Here is a 17271-nt window from a genome sequence, read left to right on the forward strand (position 1 = left end):
TTAAAATACTGTAGGAATGCTGATGAGTGTCGTGATTGAAACCCAGATGTTAATTCGTAAGTCCATCAATATCGTATTTAATGCTTTTGTTGATCCATTAATTACACAGCATTTTTGGTTTAGTGCATCGAGTGGCTATCTAGAAGAAGGTAAAACCGTGCAATGGACTTGGCAGAAATATAATGTAGTCGCCGATGTAGACGTTCTTAATATTAAGGAAAACCAATTAATTCAAATACAGTGGGGAGAACCAAAAACTCAGGTCGATTTTATTTTTGAGCAAATTAGCCCGATGGAAACCTACGTTCGTATCAAAAATTCAAAGATTCCTCTGCAAGGTCAGGCATTAATTGATTTTATTATCGATAGTACAGGTGGTTTTACAACGGTTTTGGATGCAGCCAAAATTTATTTAGAACATGGCCTGCAAAGCAATTTGGTTGAAGATAAATTTCCACCTTTTAGCAATGCGAACTTTTAGCAATGTGAAGAGTGACCAAAATTAAGCATGACATCTGATACGCCTTAAGGAAAAGCTTGTGTATTAGCGCAGGATTTCTAAGCAATGTGCTGATGTATTGAAATTTGATAAAGCCACGATTCAATGCTGCTGCAGTGAATTAACGATTTTTATGTTCTTCACGCTTTAAATAGGTATAAACCGGCATTTGCATTTTGGCTTTTTCGCGCAGTTTCTTTTTAATATATAACACCAGTGCAAAGCAAGTGGTGGTCACAGTCAGCATCATACTGCTCATAAAACTCATCAGAGAACTGACATAGCCAATCGTGGTGAGTCGGTTCATCATACGGAACACTTGAGGACTACTTTCAACACCGGTAATGGCCCAGGTGCATAAGTGTTCACAGTTATTAATAATCAGATGATAGTTGTTTTCATGCATACGTGAGCGCATGCGACGCACCACTTTACGACCTTTAAATTTTGGATTGCTATATGACTGAACGATAATTTTTTTGCCGTGGCTGAATTTTTCGATAGAAGTCATTTCAATCGGATGTTTTTTGAAAAGGTGTGCAAAACCAGAGTAATGAATGACTCTACCGCGGCCGGCATATATGCCATGATGGCTATAACCGAAGTGTTTAACAATCAGATGTGTTCCAAGAGGAAAACCATCTTTCTGCACGTGCATGAATTTACCAGTCCTACTTTAAATCCGAATTATTTTTAAAGATTAGTCTACTTTTAATCTGTGAATTAATCGACTATTTTAGCGATGATTTAGCTAAAATTTGTTCGATTTTTAACGTGCACTATGGATAGGGTCATGCTTGGTCTTCAATCAACCTCAATGTTTAAAAAAATGCGCTTTATGATGCTGCTCGGTCTGATTTTCTCACCGACTATTTCCTATGCCAATATTCAAGCGAAACGTGTCAGTCAGCCCATTGCAGTGGATGTGGTTGAAATTTCGGATTTGAGTAAACTAGAGCTCTATTTATATGATGCAGAGCAGCAGCCATATCGAGACCTACAGCGTTTAAAGCAGTCATTAGCGCGTAAGTGTAATACGATGAACTTCGCAATGAATGCAGGGATGTATCATGCAGACTTAGCGCCTGTTGGTCTTTACGTTGAAAATGGGCTGCAGAAAAAAGCCTTGAATCGTGCAACACGAGGCTTCGGTAATTTTTTAATTCAGCCGAATGGTGTTCTGGCATGGAATGACAAGCAAGCGGTGATATTAACTACACAAAAATATGCTTCCACAGATTTTAAGGCACGTTATGCAACGCAGTCAGGTCCAATGCTGGTGGTAGATGGAAAAATCAATCCAAACTTTATCCCACAGTCAGATTCATTGAAAATCCGCAATGGCGTGGGGATCAAGAACGGCAAGTTGTATTTTGTGATCAGTCGTGAAGGCGTGTCGTTTTATGCATTTGCACAATATTTTAAGCAGCAATTATCGATTAACAATGCCTTGTATTTAGATGGATCTGTGTCTAGTGCAGATATTCAAGCATTGAATAGACATGATTCAAGTTTGAAACCTTTAGGGCCAATTGTAGCGTATACAACAGCATCTCAATGCAAACAATAAAAGCCCGAATAATCGGGTTTCATCTGTACAGTGTTTAGATTGATAGAAACTACTGTTTATTTGCCGACTAAACCTAAAAAGGTACTTTGGGTTTGGCACATTTGAATGGCTTGTTCTTTAGATTGTTTTTTAATACTTTCTTCAAACTGTTTTTTCTGTTCTTTGATTTGTTCTTCGTTTAAGCCCATTTGTTTCGACAAGGCTTCGAGTTTATCCCAGGATTCTTCGCATTCTTTGGGGATTTGGCTACAAGCACTTAGACTAAGTATACAGCAGGTAACAAGGCAATTTGTTAATTTATTCATGTGCATTCCTTTAGTTTTTATATCAATGCTGTTTAGAGGTCATCTGCCTCTAATTTAGTGCAATATTAGGTTTTATTGTCGTGTGTTTAAAAATTAGACATCACTGAGTTGCCTTGGAGCATAGCATAAAAGCTGTAAATAGCGATGTGGCCAATCCACAAAACCTGATCTGTAAATAAGCGGCATATTTTTGATTAGACTAAAAATGAAAAAGGCACTCTGTAAAACAGAATGCCTTGTTTGAACATTGAATGTTCAGACTCTACTGTAGAGGTAGATGTTGGATTTCATTTAATTCCTTACGGCTATAACCGCGCGAAGCGAGTACTTTTTTGATACCGAGGATAACATCTTCATCCGTTGCCTTTGTAAGAGCAGCAATAAGCTGTTCATTGGTTTTACAAGAGCAATCATTTTCAACACAGGCAATTTGATTCTTATGCCCGTTTTGCTGTTCTTTAGCGAACAACTTATGCCAAAAACTCATAGAGCCTTCATTTGCGACCTAACATAGGACGAAATATAACCAATCCAATAAATAAAGCAAGACTACTAAAGTGATATTTTAGCCAGTTGAATGATCATTTTTTCGATTGGACTTTTAGAATCTTTGCCTAATTGATATAAAAAGGCATCCATTGCACTGCATGTGGCGAGAAAATAAAGCTTTTTTAGCATATAAAAAAGGAGCTTTTAGAAAGCTCCTTTTATAACAACAACATGACTTGAAATAATTTGTTTAAATCTTCTCAAGAAACACACCAGACTCTACATGGTGTGTATAAGGGAATTGATCAAACAAGGCAAATTTACTGATTTTATGCGTTTGTGAAAGCAGTTTAAGATTGTCATGTAAAGTATCTGGGTTGCATGAAATATAGATAATGCGTTCAAAACGTTGCAACAGTTTTAGTGTTTCATCATCGATACCTGCACGCGGTGGATCGACAAATACCGTATCGAAGTTATAGCTTGAAATTTCAATCTCAGCTTCTTCAAGGCGGCGGAATGTACGTTCAGCATTGTAGGCTTGGGTAAACTCTTCAGCTGAAAGACGAGCCACTTGGATATTATCAATACCATTTTGCTCAATATTCCACTGCGCGGCATAAACTGAAGACTTGGCTAATTCGGTTGCCAAAACGCGATTAAAGCGTGTTGAAAGAGGCAGCGTGAAATTACCATTACCACAGTAGAGCTCAAGTAAGTCTTTGTCTGAGTGATCCGCAACCTGACACGCCCATTCCAGCATTTTTTGACATACGCCGGCATTTGGCTGTGTGAAGCTACTTTCAATTTGTTTATACTGATATTTACGGTCAAACACTTGGAGTTCTTCAACCACATAGTCATCAGTCAAAATCACGCGCTGACCACGACTACGACCATAAATCTTGATATTGAGCTTTTCAGACAGCGCTTTGGCAGCAACTTCCCATTCAGCATTGAGTGGGCAGCGGTAAACCAATGAAACCAGCATTTCACCTTTCAGCGTTGCTAAGAAATGAACTTCAAATAATCGGCTAGATAAGATCTCTTGTGCCTTGAGTTCATTTAATAATACGGGCATTAAATCATTAATGCTTTTATCTGCAATCGGGAAATCTTTAATTTCGACAACTTGTTTTTCATTGTCTGCATTGCGTTCAAACATTGCATAGAACATATCATTTTCAGTATGCCAAATTCGGAATTCCGCTCGCATACGAAAGTTTTGTTCAGCAGAAGGAAAAACTTCTAAAGAGGGAGGGTTGTATTCTGAAAATTGAGCCGTAATGCGGGCAACTTTGGCATCAAGTTGTTGCTGATAAGTTGAAGTCATATGCAGTAAAAAATCGCAAACATATTAAAAAAAGTCATGTTAGCAAAATTCACCTTATAAGACTAAATTAATTCCACTTTTGGCTGTATTTATCTGTCGAGAGGATGAGTCTGAATGCGCTAAACAGATTATTTATCTAGGGGAAGTTAAAAAAACGCTCAATCTTTATGGAACATTCATAAAGATTGAGCTAAGTGAGGAACTGATTAGTTGGGGTTCAATTCAGTGTTTAATTCATTGTCATTAAGCTGGCATTACCACCGGCTGCCGCTGTATTGACACTGATTGCCCGTTCAATCACGAAACGTTCTACAGGGATGTCATATTGGCCTGAAGCTAAATGTGTAATGCCAATAATTGCACCTTCACGAGACGCGATGACTTGTTGAATTTTTAATAACTCAGCTTTTTCACCATGATGTAAAACCGCATCAAAATTGCCATGATAAAGATCCGTGATCACTTTAAATTGGTCCACGAGGATTTTTGGCATGCTATTTAAGTGTTTCAACACAAAAGTATTGTCTGCAAGTACGACGGGCTGACTACCCACCGATAAAATCGCAGCAATTTGATTCAGTTGATCTGCATCATTATTGGCTAGTGAAAGTACACCTTTACGTGCCAAAATGGCATATTGGTTGTTTTCACCAGTAGGGCCTTGCAGTTCAAAACTTTGTCCTGCGGCTATGGCCTGCGGTGCTTGAATGGCAATGCCTGCAAAATGTTGCTTCGCCCAAGCGTTAAAAGCTTCATATGCAGGGAAGTGTGCAGCTTGTGTTTCTGCCTGAGCAGCATAAGGTGTAGCCAATTTTTTCTCAGAAATTTGATGCATTAAACGGTAAAGATATAAAGGACCGCCAGCTTTTGGACCTGTACCTGATAGGCCTTCGCCGCCAAAGGGTTGTACACCAACCACAGCACCTACAATATTACGGTTAATGTACAGGTTGCCGACTTCTGCATGACCGATGACTTTTTGAATCGTGTCATCAATACGTGTATGCAAGCCCATGGTTAAACCATAACCTTTGGCATTAATTTGTGTTAATAGGTTTTCAATCTCACCATATTTGTAGGTGATTAAATGCAATACTGGCCCAAAAACTTCGCGTTCTAAATCATTTAAATTTGGCAGTTCAATCAAAGTTGGTGCAACGAAAGTTCCCGTACTTAAGGCATTGCTATCAGCATTAAACATGATTTGATGTACTGGATAGCCTTTGCTACGCATCTTCTCAATATGTTTTTCAATATTTTGCTGTGCTTCAAGGTCGATCACTGGGCCAATGTCAGTTGCTAAAAGTGCAGGATTTCCGACACGAAGTTGCTTCATCGCACCTTGTAACATGGTACGGACAACGTCCACATTATCTTCTTGTACACAGAGAATACGTAGGGCAGAACAGCGTTGACCGGCACTATCATAAGCTGAGTTAACGACATCCAATACCACTTGTTCTGTCAATGCAGATGAGTCAACAATCATGGCATTCTGACCGCCAGTTTCAGCAATCAAAACCACGCTTTCGCCAAATTGGTTTAAGCGCTGTGCCACGGTTTTTTGCAAGATACGTGCGACTTCCGTTGAGCCTGTAAACATGATGCCTTGGATACGTGAGTCCGCGCTGAGTTTGGCACCAATCGTTTCGCCACGTCCAGGAAGGAGTTGCAATACATCAAACGGAACACCTGCTTCCCATAAAATATGTACAGCTTGAGCAGCAATCAGAGGCGTTTGTTCAGCAGGCTTGGCAATCACGGTATTACCTGCAACCAAGGCTGCAGCAATTTGACCTGTGAAAATTGCAAGCGGGAAGTTCCACGGGCTAATGCACAGCACAGTACCTCGGGGTTCAATTTGCGTATTTTCAGCTAGATCAATCATTTGAGCCGCATAATAACGTAGGAAATCTACAGCTTCACGGACTTCAGCAATAGCATTGGCATAAGTTTTACCACTTTCACGTGACAACAACACCATGAGAGATTGCAATTGTGCTTCCATCAAATCTGCCGCACGGTTTAAGCATGCTGCACGCTGATCTTTGTCTAAAGTTTTCCATGAAGCTTGGGCATTTACAGCATTATTGAGAGCGATTTCCGCTTGCTCTAGACTAGCTTCACTGACACTGCCGACCACATCACTACGGTTTGCAGGGTTTGTAATGTTGATACTTGCAGTATGAATTTCTTCTAAATTAGCGCCCATTGCACTAGCATGCCACTGGGTATGTGCATGCTGTACTGCCGTGGTATTGAGCTGAGATAAGTCACGATCATTGGCTAAATCGAGTCCTTTTGAGTTGCGACGTTCTGTGCCATACAAATCTTGCGGAAATGGGATAGAAGGATGCTTCGCTCCAGTGATACCTTCTTTTTCAGCCGTCGCTAATATCGTCTGTCTTGGATTTTCAATTAAATCTTCAATTTTTAAATTTTTATCTGCAATACGGTTGACGAAAGAGGTATTCGCACCATTTTCCAGTAAACGTCGAACCAAATAGGCCAATAAGGTTTCATGGTTACCCACTGGTGCATAAATACGACAAGGCACACCCAGTTTGTTATCAGACTTCGAACCCACCACTTGTTCATAGAGGGGTTCACCCATGCCGTGAAGGCACTGGAATTCATACTGGCCTGGATAGTAAAGCTCTGGCTGTGCTAATTGGTAGATCGTAGCAACGGTTTGCGCATTGTGTGTTGCAAACTGAGGATAAACTTGCTCAGGTGCTGCTAAAAGTTTTTTAGCACATGCAATATAAGACAGGTCGGTATGAACTTTGCGCGTAAATACAGGATAGTCACTCATACCTTCAATTTGCGCTTTCTTAATTTCGCTGTCCCAGTATGCACCTTTCACTAAGCGGATCATTAAACGTTTTTGACTACGCTTAGCGAGGTCAATAATATGGTCGACCACATAGAAACAGCGCTTTTGGTAGGCTTGAATCACAAATCCAATACCTTTCCAGTCTGCTAATTTGGGCTCAAAACACAGGCGCTCAAGTAGTTCCAAAGAAATTTCTAGGCGGTCAGTTTCTTCAGCATCAATGTTTAGACCAATATTGTAATGCTTGGCTAATACAGCAAGTTCAAGCACTTTGCCATAAAGTTCGTTATGTACACGGTCGATCTGTGAGCGTTGGTAGCGTGGGTGTAGGGCAGATAATTTGATTGAAATACCTGCACCGTTATAAACATCCTTACCTTCAGAAGCTTGTCCAATCGCGTGGATCGCATCGGTATAGTCTTGATAATAACGTTCTGCATCAGGTTCAGTTAATGCTGCTTCACCCAACATGTCATATGAATAGCGGAAGCTTTTATCTTCTAAAATTTCTGCATGTTTAATCGCTTCATTGATGGTTTCACCTGTAACAAACTGTTCGCCCATCATACGCATAGCCACGTCGACAGCTTTACGGATAATACCGCGACCACTGCGTGCTAAAATACCGGTGAGTAGGCTAGACAGACTTTTTTGTTGAGGGGTTTCCATCAGTTTGCCCGTCAGCATTAAACCCCAAGCAGCAGCATTTACGAACATGAGGCTACTTTGGCCAACATGATCTTTCCAGTTACCTTGGTTGATTTTATCTTTGATCAGTAAATCACGTGTTGCTTTGTCTGGAATACGGAGTAGCGCTTCAGCTAAACACATGAGCGCGATGCCTTCCTGAGAAGACAATGAAAACTCTTGTAGCAAGCCTTGTACAATGCCTGCTTTACCTGTACCGCTTTTACGTTCACGTAATGAATGGGCTAAGTCAAAAGCCAATTGTTGAATTTGATCGCTGATCGGGGAAGCGATTTCGCTGTGTGCTAATAAGTTTTCAATGCACTCAGTTTCAGCACGACGCCATGCTGTATTAATCGATTGTTCAAAGCTATTCTTGTCTTTAAATTCAGTGATGTAGTCATCGCTTCCCGTGACTTCAAATACTTTTCCATTCATGTTTCAATTTTCCGTGTCAAAGTTCTATGACGAGCAAATAAATCTTGAGCTTGATCCTTTATTTAATTTATCATCACAGAATATTTAGCGAATAACTCACTATAGTTTTAATAATATTTAGAGAAAAATTCAGATGAGTAGCCCATATTTGAGCTTAGACCGTATAGATATTCGAATTTTAGAGCTGCTGCAAGAAGATGGAAAATTGTCCAATATTAAGCTTGCAGAAATGGTGAATTTATCACCCACTGCGGCGTTGGCACGTGTGCAAAAATTATCGAAAGAAGGCTTTATTTTAGGCTATGAAGCACGTTTAAATCCGGTCTTACTCAACAATGGATTTGTGGTTTTTGTGGAGATTTTACTAGATAAAACCACGCCCAATGTATTGGAAGATTTTTCGGATGCAGTACGTCAAATTCCAGAAATCGTAGAATGTCACATGATCAGTGGTGGTTTTGATTTTGTAGTGAAAATACGCTGTGCAAACATGGAAGAATTTAGAAAAATTTCAGGGCAGGTGCTTTGGCAATTACCTGGTATCAAGGAAACGCGTAGTTATCCTGTAATGGAAGTAATTAAAGAAAGTATGCAAATTAAACTGAAACCTGCGGCTCGGCCGAAGTAGCTAATCATCAATAATTGAGTACTAAAAAGGGGCATTTAGCCCCTTTTTTAGTGTCAAAAATTTTAGATTTCAGACATTTCTTTTTGATATTGCGCTTCGGCTTTTTCAAAGCGTTCAACCACATCCGCCTCTGGTGCTTTGCCCAATAAGCTCACCACAACGATACTGATCGCAGAGAAAATAAAGCCTGGAATGATTTCGTATAAACCAAGGTGGCCTAAGTAGTTTTTCCACACGATGACAGTCACAGCACCTACGATCATGCCAATGATTGCTCCGTTAAGCGTCATACGTTTCCAAAGCAATGAAAGAATAATCAGTGGGCCAAATGCAGCACCGAAACCTGCCCATGCATAAGCCACTAAGCCTAAAACTTTACTTGCAGGGTTCATTGCAAAGGTGATTGCAAATACGGCAATTGCCAAGACCATCGCACGTCCAATCCAAACCAATTCTTTTTGCGATGCGTTTTTACGAATAAATCCTTTGTACAAATCTTCCGTCAAGGTTGTTGAACACACCAATAACTGACAGCTAAGTGTGCTCATCACTGCAGCTAAAATTGCGGCTAAAATAATCCCTGCAATCCACGGATTGAATAGAATTTTAGTCAATTCCATAAATACCGTTTCAGGGTTAGCATTAACGACGCTTGCTAGTTCTGGGTGGACTTGGAAGTAAGCAATACCGATATAACCCACTGCTACAGCACCGCCTAGACACAGGATCATCCATGTCATACCAATGCGTCGTGCATTCGGAATGGATTTAACAGAATCGGCTGCCATAAAGCGAACCAAAATATGCGGCTGACCAAAATAGCCTAAGCCCCATGCCATGCTGGATAAAATCGCAACTGTACTTAAACCTTCAAATAAATTAGAAGCTTGCGGACGAGCTGTTTCCAAAATAGCAGCAAGATTTTGACTGTTATCACCTAAAGCAAGGTAGGCGATGATCGGTGTGATCAGCAGTGCAAAGATCATCAGACCCGCTTGGAAAGTATCGGTCCAACTGATCGCTAAGAATCCACCAATACAGACATAGCTGATGGTTGCAATGGCACCAATCCACAGTGCTGTTGTGTAGTTCCAACCGAATAAACTTTCGAAAAGTCGTGCGCCAGCCACCATGCCAGAAGCACAGTAAATCGCAAAGAAAACTAAAATCACTACAGCTGAAATGATACGTAAAATCTTTTTACGGTCTGCAAAACGGCTTGTGAAATAATCGGGCAGGGTCAGGGCATTATTTTGATATTCGGTATGAACACGCAAGCGTCCGGCAACGATCAGCCAGTTCAACCAAGCACCGATAATTAAGCCGATTGCAATCCAAGCTTCAGAAAGACCAGATAGATAAATTGCACCAGGGAGACCCATGAGTAGCCAACCACTCATGTCGGATGCACCTGCTGAAAGTGCGGTCACAACACTTCCTAAACTTCGTCCACCTAAAATGTATTCGTCAAAGTTATGCGTAGCTCTGTAGGCATACAAACCAATGGCAAGCATTGCAAGAATATAAAAAATAAAGGTGACTAATGTCGGGTTTAAATGGCTCATAGGCGGTTCGTCCTTAATGAAAGCAAATCATCTCTGTCCTAGATGAAAATTTGTACTTCTGTCGTAAGTCGCAGATTCAAGCACGATTTAAAAATTACACTCTGTAACCTTTAAGCATATTTTATGTATATTTTGTGTAAACACTATTTTTTCTTATTACAAATCGAATTTTTTATTGTACTGCTGAAATGTTGTCCAGAAGGGAATTTAAATTTTGTTAAGTAAATCTACCTAAGACTTTTCATCACAAAAAGAGAACTAATGAAAATAGGTAAAAATTACACAATGTTACATATTGAACAAGAAATGTGCATTTGAAATATTTGGTTGCAAATGTGCATCACATCATCTGTAGTGAGATGATTTGAACAGATCGAATATGAGGTATGCACAGTCTTGGTGCGTAATTAGAGGGAATGCGCAGTGACAACGGTTCAAATGGAAAAAACGAGAATAGAGCATGATTTACTGGGGGATAAGGCAGTCCCGCAGTCATGTTATTACGGCATACACACATTGCGTGCCATCGAAAACTTTCAAATATCAAAGCAGCATGTCGGACAAAATTTAAACTTTGTACGCGCTATTGCTCAGGTAAAAAAAGCGTCAGCAGAAACCAATTATCAATTTAACTTAATACAAGATGATATTCGCCAAGCGATTCAGCAGGCGTGTGATGCATTGATTGATCATCCAGAACAATGGTCGGATTCATTTCCAATTGATATTTATCAAGGTGGAGCAGGCACTTCTATTAACATGAATGCCAATGAAGTCATTGCCAATATTGCCCTTGAGTCGCTCGGAGATGCTAAAGGTAGTTATCAACGGATTCATCCCAACGACCATGTCAATAAGTCACAATCGACCAATGATGTCTATCCAACAGCGCTGCGTCTAGCGACATATAGTGCTTTTGATGCTTTATTTGTAGTACTAAATCAACTTATCGGAAGCTTACATGTTAAAGCTGATGAGTTTAAACATGTCATCAAAATGGGGCGTACACAGTTACAAGATGCTGTTCCGATGACTTTGGGGCAAGAGTTCCGAGCATTTGCAACATTATTAAAAGAAGATTTAAAGTTGATTGAGCAAAATCGACAGCTTTTATTGGAAATTAATTTAGGTGCGACGGCAATTGGTACTGGCGTGAATTCTCCTGTGGGTTATGCAGCGAAGGCCGTTGAAAATCTAGCTCATTTGACTGGTTTAAAATTGCAAGGTGCAGAAGACTATGTCGAAGCAACCAGTGATTGTGGCGTATTTATTTTATTATCGAGCTGCTTAAAACGTTTAGCTGTCAAACTTTCTAAAATTTGTAATGACTTACGTCTTTTAAGTTCGGGGCCACGAACAGGTTTTGCGGAAATTCATTTACCTGAGTTACAAGCAGGTTCGTCGATCATGCCTGCAAAGGTCAATCCTGTGATCCCTGAAGTGGTCAATCAAATTGCTTTTCGAGTAATGGGTAATGATTTAACCATTACTTTGGCTGCGGAAGCAGGGCAATTACAATTAAATGTCATGGAGCCGGTGATTGCATTGTCCATGAACGAATCGATTGAGCTTTTGGTGAATGCAGTGAAAACATTAGACAGCAAATGTATTCAAGGCATTCAGGCAAATGAGCAAGCATGTTTTGATGCTGTGATGCGTAGTGTAGGAATCGTGACCTTACTCGATCCATATTTAGGTCATGCAAAATGTGATGAAATCGGTAAGCAATGTATTGCCGAAAATAAAACCATTCGCCAAGTGGTTTTAGAGCAAGAGCTGTTAACTGTAAGTCAATTGGATGAAATTTTCTCGATTGAAAATTTAGTTTCTGAAGTGACACCATTTAGTATGCCACTCGCTCAAGTGAGTTAAATGCTTATTTAAGACTTTTAAATAGCCCCATGATGAGTAAATGACGAAGGTTAATCCTTCGTTTTTTATTTGAAGAAATTAGTGGTAAATCTAGAAAACTAATCTGATGGCAGTGATGTTTTAGGTTTCTAGAAGTAACTTAATTTCTAAAAGAAAGTATTGGGTTGAAAATAAAACGCTATATTTGCTTAAGATCGTAATTATAGTTCTATATATAGTCATGAAGGTTTGGATGAAAAATTTAGCGCATAGATAAAGTCAGAAATACTTTAACTTGCCCAAAAAAGGATGTAATCGAAGTACAATAGGTTTTTTATCATGTTGTAGATAGTCAGATGTTTAATAAGTTAGTCGATTTATTCAAAGGCGCTAAAGAGTCGCCTGAGCAACTTTACTTAGAACAACACCACATTCAATATGATGAAACTCAGGGCTATATCATTGAAGGCGTAGTTTTAAATACTTTGTCTGAACGTATGGAATATTTGTCGAATAGAAAAATGACAAATTTCGATGATTTAAAACAGCTCTATGCGACTGCAATGATTATCAATGAAAAAATAGACTTGGAAATTGCAAGTCAACGCTTTGTTGCACGATTAGGCAATACTGAAGAAAATCTGTTGCAGTTTAAACTCTATGTCAAACTATTGAATGATTATTATCGTCAATTCATCCGTGATCGTAAGTAAGTGAATGGACTGCAGTGTTTGAGTTTGATGGCTGCGTTAAGGGTACTCATCAATAGAAAATACAATCGCAAATCCATATTGGTTAAAACACTGTATATAGTTGCTTAAATCTCGGAATGTAAAAAGCATCGTGTTAATATGATCACTAAGTGATTAAAACATTAAAAGCTATTTACATCATGTTCCAGCAAGAAATTTCACAACTCAATCTTAAACAGCTCAAAGCTGGCGAAAAGCGGTGGGTCGGAAACTTACAAGGCTCATCTGCTGCATTATTATTTAAAGAAATTAGCAAACAATCGAAACAGTTGTTTGTGATTGTAGCACGTAATAATCAGCATCTCGGGCAGTTAGAAAGTGAGCTGGAATTTTACGGAATTAAGCCGACTATTTTCCCAGATTGGGAAATTTTACCTTATGACCGGCTATCGCCACATCAAGACATCGTTTCTGAGCGCTTGGCGATTTTGTCCAATATGCCACAGCAAGGTGTGTTGTTGGTTTCAGCAACAACTTTAGCGCAGCGAGTTGCGCCTGCATCTTGGGTATTAGGTGAACACTTTGATATTAAAGTAGGTCAAAAATTTGATATAGAACAACAAAAATTAAGATTAGTACAAGCGGGCTATCACTTGGTAGATACCGTTTATGATCATGGTGAATTTGCAGTACGCGGCAGCATCATGGATATTTACGCTTCGGGGCAAAGTTCACCGATTCGTATTGACTTATTTGATGATGAAATCGATACCCTCAAATTCTTTGATCCTGAAACTCAGCGAACCACCCAAAACTTAGATCATTTTACGGTTTTACCTGCAAAAGAATTTCCATTAAAAGAAGCGCGCTCACTGTTTCGTGATCGATATGCGGAAAATTTTCCGATGGCAAATCCAAAGAAAAATCCAATTTATCAGGATGTACAAGATGGCATAGCTTCACCGGGTATTGAGTTTTATTTTCCGTTGTTCTTCTCTGAACAAGCCATGAGAGAGCAAAGTACGCTATTTTCGTACTTACCAGAGAATGGCATTGTCATTACAGATAAAGCTATTGATGACACATTGATTCAGTTTTGGTCAGACATTGTGCGTCGTTATGAAGACCGTCGTCATAATGTCGACCAACCGATTTTGCCGCCAGAGCAGATTTTCCTACAACCAAATCAAGTGTTAGAACAATTAAATCTCTGCCGTCGTATCGTGGCTTCGCCTGAGGCTTTTGATGAACGCAATGGCGTGATCAATCTTGCAGCTGAGATTCCACCCCGTTTACCTGTCGATCCAAAACGTGAAAAGCCATTTTATGTTGTTAAGCAATATATCGATGCGGCAAATTATCCAGTGCTTTTGGTGGCTGAAAGCGCTGGTCGACGTGAAACTTTAAAAGATGCATTGCGTCCAAGTTTGGGTGATATCCCAACGGTCGAAAGTTTTGATGATTTTATGCATTCTATGCATGCGATTGCGATCACCAATGCGCCCTTAGATCGTGGTTTATTGCTAACTGACAAACTCAGTGTAATTTCTGAAAATCAGCTTTATGAACACCGTGTGGTTCAACGTCGTCGTAAACGCCAACAGGAAGTATCAGAAGAGTTCCTTGTTCGCAGTTTAACCGAGCTAAGTATTGGCGCACCTGTGGTTCATATTGATTATGGTGTAGGGCGATATGCCGGTTTAATTACCTTGAGTATCGATGACCAAGACCATGAGTTTTTGCAGTTAGACTATGCCGATGCAGCTAAGGTGTATGTCCCTGTAACAAACCTGCATTTAATTAGTCGATATAGCGGTGGTGACCCAGATCTAGCACCATTACATAAATTGGGCACAGATGCATGGTCTAAAGCCAAACGCAAGGCTTTAGAGCAGATCCATGATGTGGCGGCAGAACTTTTACATATTCAAGCCCGTCGTCACTCGAAGCCGGGTTATGGATTTGAACTGGATCAAAGTCTCTATATGCAGTTTGCCAGTGGCTTCGCCTATGAGGAAACTTTAGACCAAGCCAATGCTATTGAAGCGACACTCTATGACATGCAACAAGCGAAGCCAATGGATCGCTTGGTTTGTGGTGATGTCGGTTTTGGTAAAACAGAAGTGGCCATGCGTGCTGCATTCGTGGCAGTACAAAATAACAAACAAGTGGCTGTACTTGTTCCAACCACGTTGTTGGCGCAGCAGCACTACGAGTCTTTCAAAGACCGTTTTGCGGACTGGCCTGTACGTATTGAAGTCCTATCACGCTTTGGTTCATCAAAATCACATACCAAAACCATTGAAGACCTCGCAGAAGGCAAAGTGGATATCGTGATTGGCACACATAAAATCTTGCAGGAAAGCGTGCAATTTAAAAATCTCGGTCTCATGATCGTGGATGAAGAGCACCGTTTTGGTGTACGTGATAAAGAGCGAATTAAAGCCTTACGTGCCGATGTTGATATGCTAACGCTAACTGCAACGCCTATTCCACGTACGCTGAATATGGCTTTTAGTGGTATGCGTGATCTATCTATTATTGCAACGCCGCCTGCACGTCGACTTGCTGTGAAAACCTTTGTACAAGAGCATACTGGAGATTCGATCAAAGAAGCCATCTTGCGTGAATTGCTACGTGGTGGACAAGTGTATTTCTTACACAACGAAGTCGAGACCATTGAACGTACGGCAGAAACCTTACGGGAATTGGTCCCTGAAGCACGTGTTGCGGTTGCTCATGGTCAAATGCGTGAGCGTGAACTAGAGCAAATCATGCAACAGTTCTATCACAAAGAATATAACGTACTGGTGTGTTCAACCATTATTGAAACTGGGATTGACGTGCCAAACGCCAATACCATTTTGATTGAGCGTGCAGATAAACTTGGACTAGCGCAGTTGCACCAACTACGTGGTCGTGTTGGTCGATCGCACCATCAAGCCTATGCTTATTTACTAGTGCCTTCGCTCAAAGGTCTAAAAGGTGATGCTGAAAAACGCCTAGATGCCATTTCTCGTGCATCGACTTTGGGTGCGGGTTTCATGTTGGCTACAGAAGACTTAGAAATTCGTGGTGCAGGTGAGTTGCTGGGTGAACAGCAAAGTGGCTCAATGCAAACCATCGGTTATAGTCTATATATGGAAATGCTTGAAAAAGCCACCAAAGCCATTCAAAAAGGCAAAACACCTAATTTTGACTCACCATTATCATTAACGGCTGAAATTAGCATGCATATGCCAGCCTTAATTCCAGATGATTATTTAGGTGATGTACATCAACGGTTATTGTTCTACAAACGCATTAGTAATACGGATACTCAAGAGAAACTCGATAACATTCGTATGGAGTTGATCGATCGTTTTGGCTTACCACCACAAGCAGTTAAGCAGTTATTCTCTGTCCATCAGTTGCGTTTAAAAGCGGAACAATTGGGTATTACTAAAATTGATATCAGCTCACATGGCGGTAGTATTGAGTTCTCGCCAGATACACCAGTTCAAGCCATATCCATCATCCAAATGATGCAAAAGCATCCGACTTTCTTCCGAATGGAAGGTGGACAGCGTCTAAAAGTGATGGTCATGCTCGAAGAATATGACAAACGCATTCAATTTATAAATGACTTATTAGACAGTTTACTGAAGGAATTAGCGCCAAATCACTAGATTTGGCGTATAAATTGCTTGTTTAGAATGAGTAGATTTTTATGCGTGTTTTTTCTATAGATGAAACGCTTGATTTTTTTGAAAAATTTATTAGAGTCATAAGCAAGCAACGTTTTATTCAAATGCGGTTTATTTGTAATGAAACGTTCTGTACAGAATATTCACACCCATAAGGATGTGATAGTATTAGCCATCATTCTAATTTTGCATCATTTATAAAGATATGTTTAGTTTACATCCACAACTTGCTCAAGATACGTTTTATGTAGGCGACTTTCCTTTGTCAACATGTCGTTTGATGAATGATATGCAATTCCCGTGGCTTATTTTGATTCCACGTGTTCCGGGAATTACAGAGCTTTATGAATTAAGTCAGGCAGACCAAGAGCAGTTTTTACGTGAATCAAGCTGGTTATCAAGCCAATTGTCACGTGTATTCCGTGCAGACAAAATGAATGTAGCTGCATTGGGTAATATGGTTCCACAATTACATTTTCATCATGTTGTACGTTATCAAAATGATGTGGCCTGGCCGAAACCAGTTTGGGGTACGCCAGCAGTTCCTTATAACAATGATGTCTTGGCACACATGCGCCAAACACTGATGCTTGCACTACGTGGTCAAGGCGATATGCCTTTTGATTGGCGTATGGACTAATCCCGATTTACGGACAATATCAGGATAGTAGAAGAATGAGTGTCCGTATGGG

The 17271-nt window shown here is 40.1% G+C and carries 13 protein-coding genes; 7 read left to right on the top strand and 6 right to left on the bottom strand.

Annotation, left to right across the window (positions count from 1 at the left end):
• Positions 1 to 22: 22 nt before the first annotated feature.
• On the top strand, positions 23 to 481 hold the full coding sequence (locus FTU62_RS06595; RefSeq protein ID WP_373886328.1) for an SRPBCC domain-containing protein: 459 nt from the start codon (positions 23 to 25) through the stop codon (positions 479 to 481).
• A gap of 139 nt (positions 482 to 620) precedes the next feature.
• Here the strand turns inward: FTU62_RS06595 and FTU62_RS06600 are convergent, their stop codons facing one another.
• Complete coding sequence (locus FTU62_RS06600) at positions 621 to 1157, bottom strand: lecithin retinol acyltransferase family protein (RefSeq protein ID WP_180102236.1); 537 nt, start codon at positions 1155 to 1157, stop codon at positions 621 to 623.
• A 135-nt stretch (positions 1158 to 1292) separates the two neighbouring features.
• Here FTU62_RS06600 and FTU62_RS06605 point away from each other — a divergent pair, with 135 nt between their 5' ends.
• Positions 1293 to 2069: a phosphodiester glycosidase family protein gene (locus FTU62_RS06605; protein ID WP_257223090.1), complete on the top strand. Its 777-nt coding sequence runs from the start codon at positions 1293 to 1295 to the stop codon at positions 2067 to 2069.
• Between the two features lie 56 nt (positions 2070 to 2125).
• Here FTU62_RS06605 and FTU62_RS06610 read toward each other — a convergent pair whose 3' ends face one another.
• The 4 genes from FTU62_RS06610 to putA form a co-directional block, all read right to left on the bottom strand.
• On the bottom strand, positions 2126 to 2374 hold the full coding sequence (locus FTU62_RS06610) for a hypothetical protein (protein WP_180010125.1): 249 nt from the start codon (positions 2372 to 2374) through the stop codon (positions 2126 to 2128).
• A 262-nt stretch (positions 2375 to 2636) separates the two neighbouring features.
• Positions 2637 to 2861, bottom strand: coding sequence for a hypothetical protein (locus tag FTU62_RS06615; protein WP_078188679.1), 225 nt, complete (start codon positions 2859 to 2861; stop codon positions 2637 to 2639).
• Positions 2862 to 3113: 252 nt separating this feature from the next.
• Complete coding sequence (trmA, locus tag FTU62_RS06620; RefSeq protein ID WP_078193491.1) at positions 3114 to 4196, bottom strand: tRNA (uridine(54)-C5)-methyltransferase TrmA; 1083 nt, start codon at positions 4194 to 4196, stop codon at positions 3114 to 3116.
• A gap of 229 nt (positions 4197 to 4425) precedes the next feature.
• Positions 4426 to 8157, bottom strand: coding sequence for a trifunctional transcriptional regulator/proline dehydrogenase/L-glutamate gamma-semialdehyde dehydrogenase (gene putA, locus FTU62_RS06625; protein WP_180102237.1), 3732 nt, complete (start codon positions 8155 to 8157; stop codon positions 4426 to 4428).
• A 133-nt stretch (positions 8158 to 8290) separates the two neighbouring features.
• Here putA and FTU62_RS06630 point away from each other — a divergent pair, with 133 nt between their 5' ends.
• Positions 8291 to 8785: an Lrp/AsnC ligand binding domain-containing protein gene (locus FTU62_RS06630; RefSeq protein ID WP_180007830.1), complete on the top strand. Its 495-nt coding sequence runs from the start codon at positions 8291 to 8293 to the stop codon at positions 8783 to 8785.
• A 62-nt stretch (positions 8786 to 8847) separates the two neighbouring features.
• Here the strand turns inward: FTU62_RS06630 and putP are convergent, their stop codons facing one another.
• Positions 8848 to 10350 carry a sodium/proline symporter PutP gene (putP, locus tag FTU62_RS06635; protein ID WP_078193488.1) on the bottom strand — a complete coding sequence of 501 codons (1503 nt, stop codon included), beginning with the start codon at positions 10348 to 10350 and terminating at the stop codon, positions 8848 to 8850.
• A gap of 423 nt (positions 10351 to 10773) precedes the next feature.
• On the opposite strand from putP, the gene aspA reads away from it, so the two are divergent.
• The 4 genes from aspA (at position 10774) to FTU62_RS06655 (ending at position 17219) form a co-directional block, all read left to right on the top strand.
• On the top strand, positions 10774 to 12222 hold the full coding sequence (gene aspA, locus FTU62_RS06640; RefSeq protein WP_180102238.1) for an aspartate ammonia-lyase: 1449 nt from the start codon (positions 10774 to 10776) through the stop codon (positions 12220 to 12222).
• A 335-nt stretch (positions 12223 to 12557) separates the two neighbouring features.
• Positions 12558 to 12914: a hypothetical protein gene (locus tag FTU62_RS06645; RefSeq protein ID WP_078193486.1), complete on the top strand. Its 357-nt coding sequence runs from the start codon at positions 12558 to 12560 to the stop codon at positions 12912 to 12914.
• 179 nt (positions 12915 to 13093) lie between these two features.
• Complete coding sequence (gene mfd, locus FTU62_RS06650; protein WP_180102284.1) at positions 13094 to 16561, top strand: transcription-repair coupling factor; 3468 nt, start codon at positions 13094 to 13096, stop codon at positions 16559 to 16561.
• Positions 16562 to 16784: 223 nt separating this feature from the next.
• A complete protein-coding gene (locus FTU62_RS06655; RefSeq protein ID WP_067762788.1) occupies positions 16785 to 17219 on the top strand; it encodes an HIT domain-containing protein in 435 nt (144 codons plus the stop codon).
• Positions 17220 to 17271 lie beyond the last annotated feature (52 nt).

Origin of the sequence: Acinetobacter sp. YH12126 (assembly GCF_013418745.1) — a bacterium.
Classification (GTDB): Bacteria; Pseudomonadota; Gammaproteobacteria; order Pseudomonadales; family Moraxellaceae; genus Acinetobacter; species Acinetobacter amyesii.

Bases quoted from the DNA above. Each gene is read 5' to 3' on its own strand.
- putP (WP_078193488.1), bottom strand. From the start codon at position 10,350: ATGAGCCATTTAAACCCGACATTAGTCACCTTTATTTTTTATATTCTT.
- putA (WP_180102237.1), bottom strand. From the start codon at position 8,157: ATGAATGGAAAAGTATTTGAAGTCACGGGAAGCGATGACTACATCACT.
- mfd (WP_180102284.1), top strand. From the start codon at position 13,094: ATGTTCCAGCAAGAAATTTCACAACTCAATCTTAAACAGCTCAAAGCT.
- FTU62_RS06610 (WP_180010125.1), bottom strand. From the start codon at position 2,374: ATGAATAAATTAACAAATTGCCTTGTTACCTGCTGTATACTTAGTCTA.
- FTU62_RS06595 (WP_373886328.1), top strand. From the start codon at position 23: ATGAGTGTCGTGATTGAAACCCAGATGTTAATTCGTAAGTCCATCAAT.
- FTU62_RS06605 (WP_257223090.1), top strand. From the start codon at position 1,293: ATGCTTGGTCTTCAATCAACCTCAATGTTTAAAAAAATGCGCTTTATG.
- FTU62_RS06615 (WP_078188679.1), bottom strand. From the start codon at position 2,861: ATGAGTTTTTGGCATAAGTTGTTCGCTAAAGAACAGCAAAACGGGCAT.
- trmA (WP_078193491.1), bottom strand. From the start codon at position 4,196: ATGACTTCAACTTATCAGCAACAACTTGATGCCAAAGTTGCCCGCATT.
- FTU62_RS06600 (WP_180102236.1), bottom strand. From the start codon at position 1,157: ATGCACGTGCAGAAAGATGGTTTTCCTCTTGGAACACATCTGATTGTT.
- FTU62_RS06655 (WP_067762788.1), top strand. From the start codon at position 16,785: ATGTTTAGTTTACATCCACAACTTGCTCAAGATACGTTTTATGTAGGC.
- FTU62_RS06630 (WP_180007830.1), top strand. From the start codon at position 8,291: ATGAGTAGCCCATATTTGAGCTTAGACCGTATAGATATTCGAATTTTA.
- FTU62_RS06645 (WP_078193486.1), top strand. From the start codon at position 12,558: ATGTTTAATAAGTTAGTCGATTTATTCAAAGGCGCTAAAGAGTCGCCT.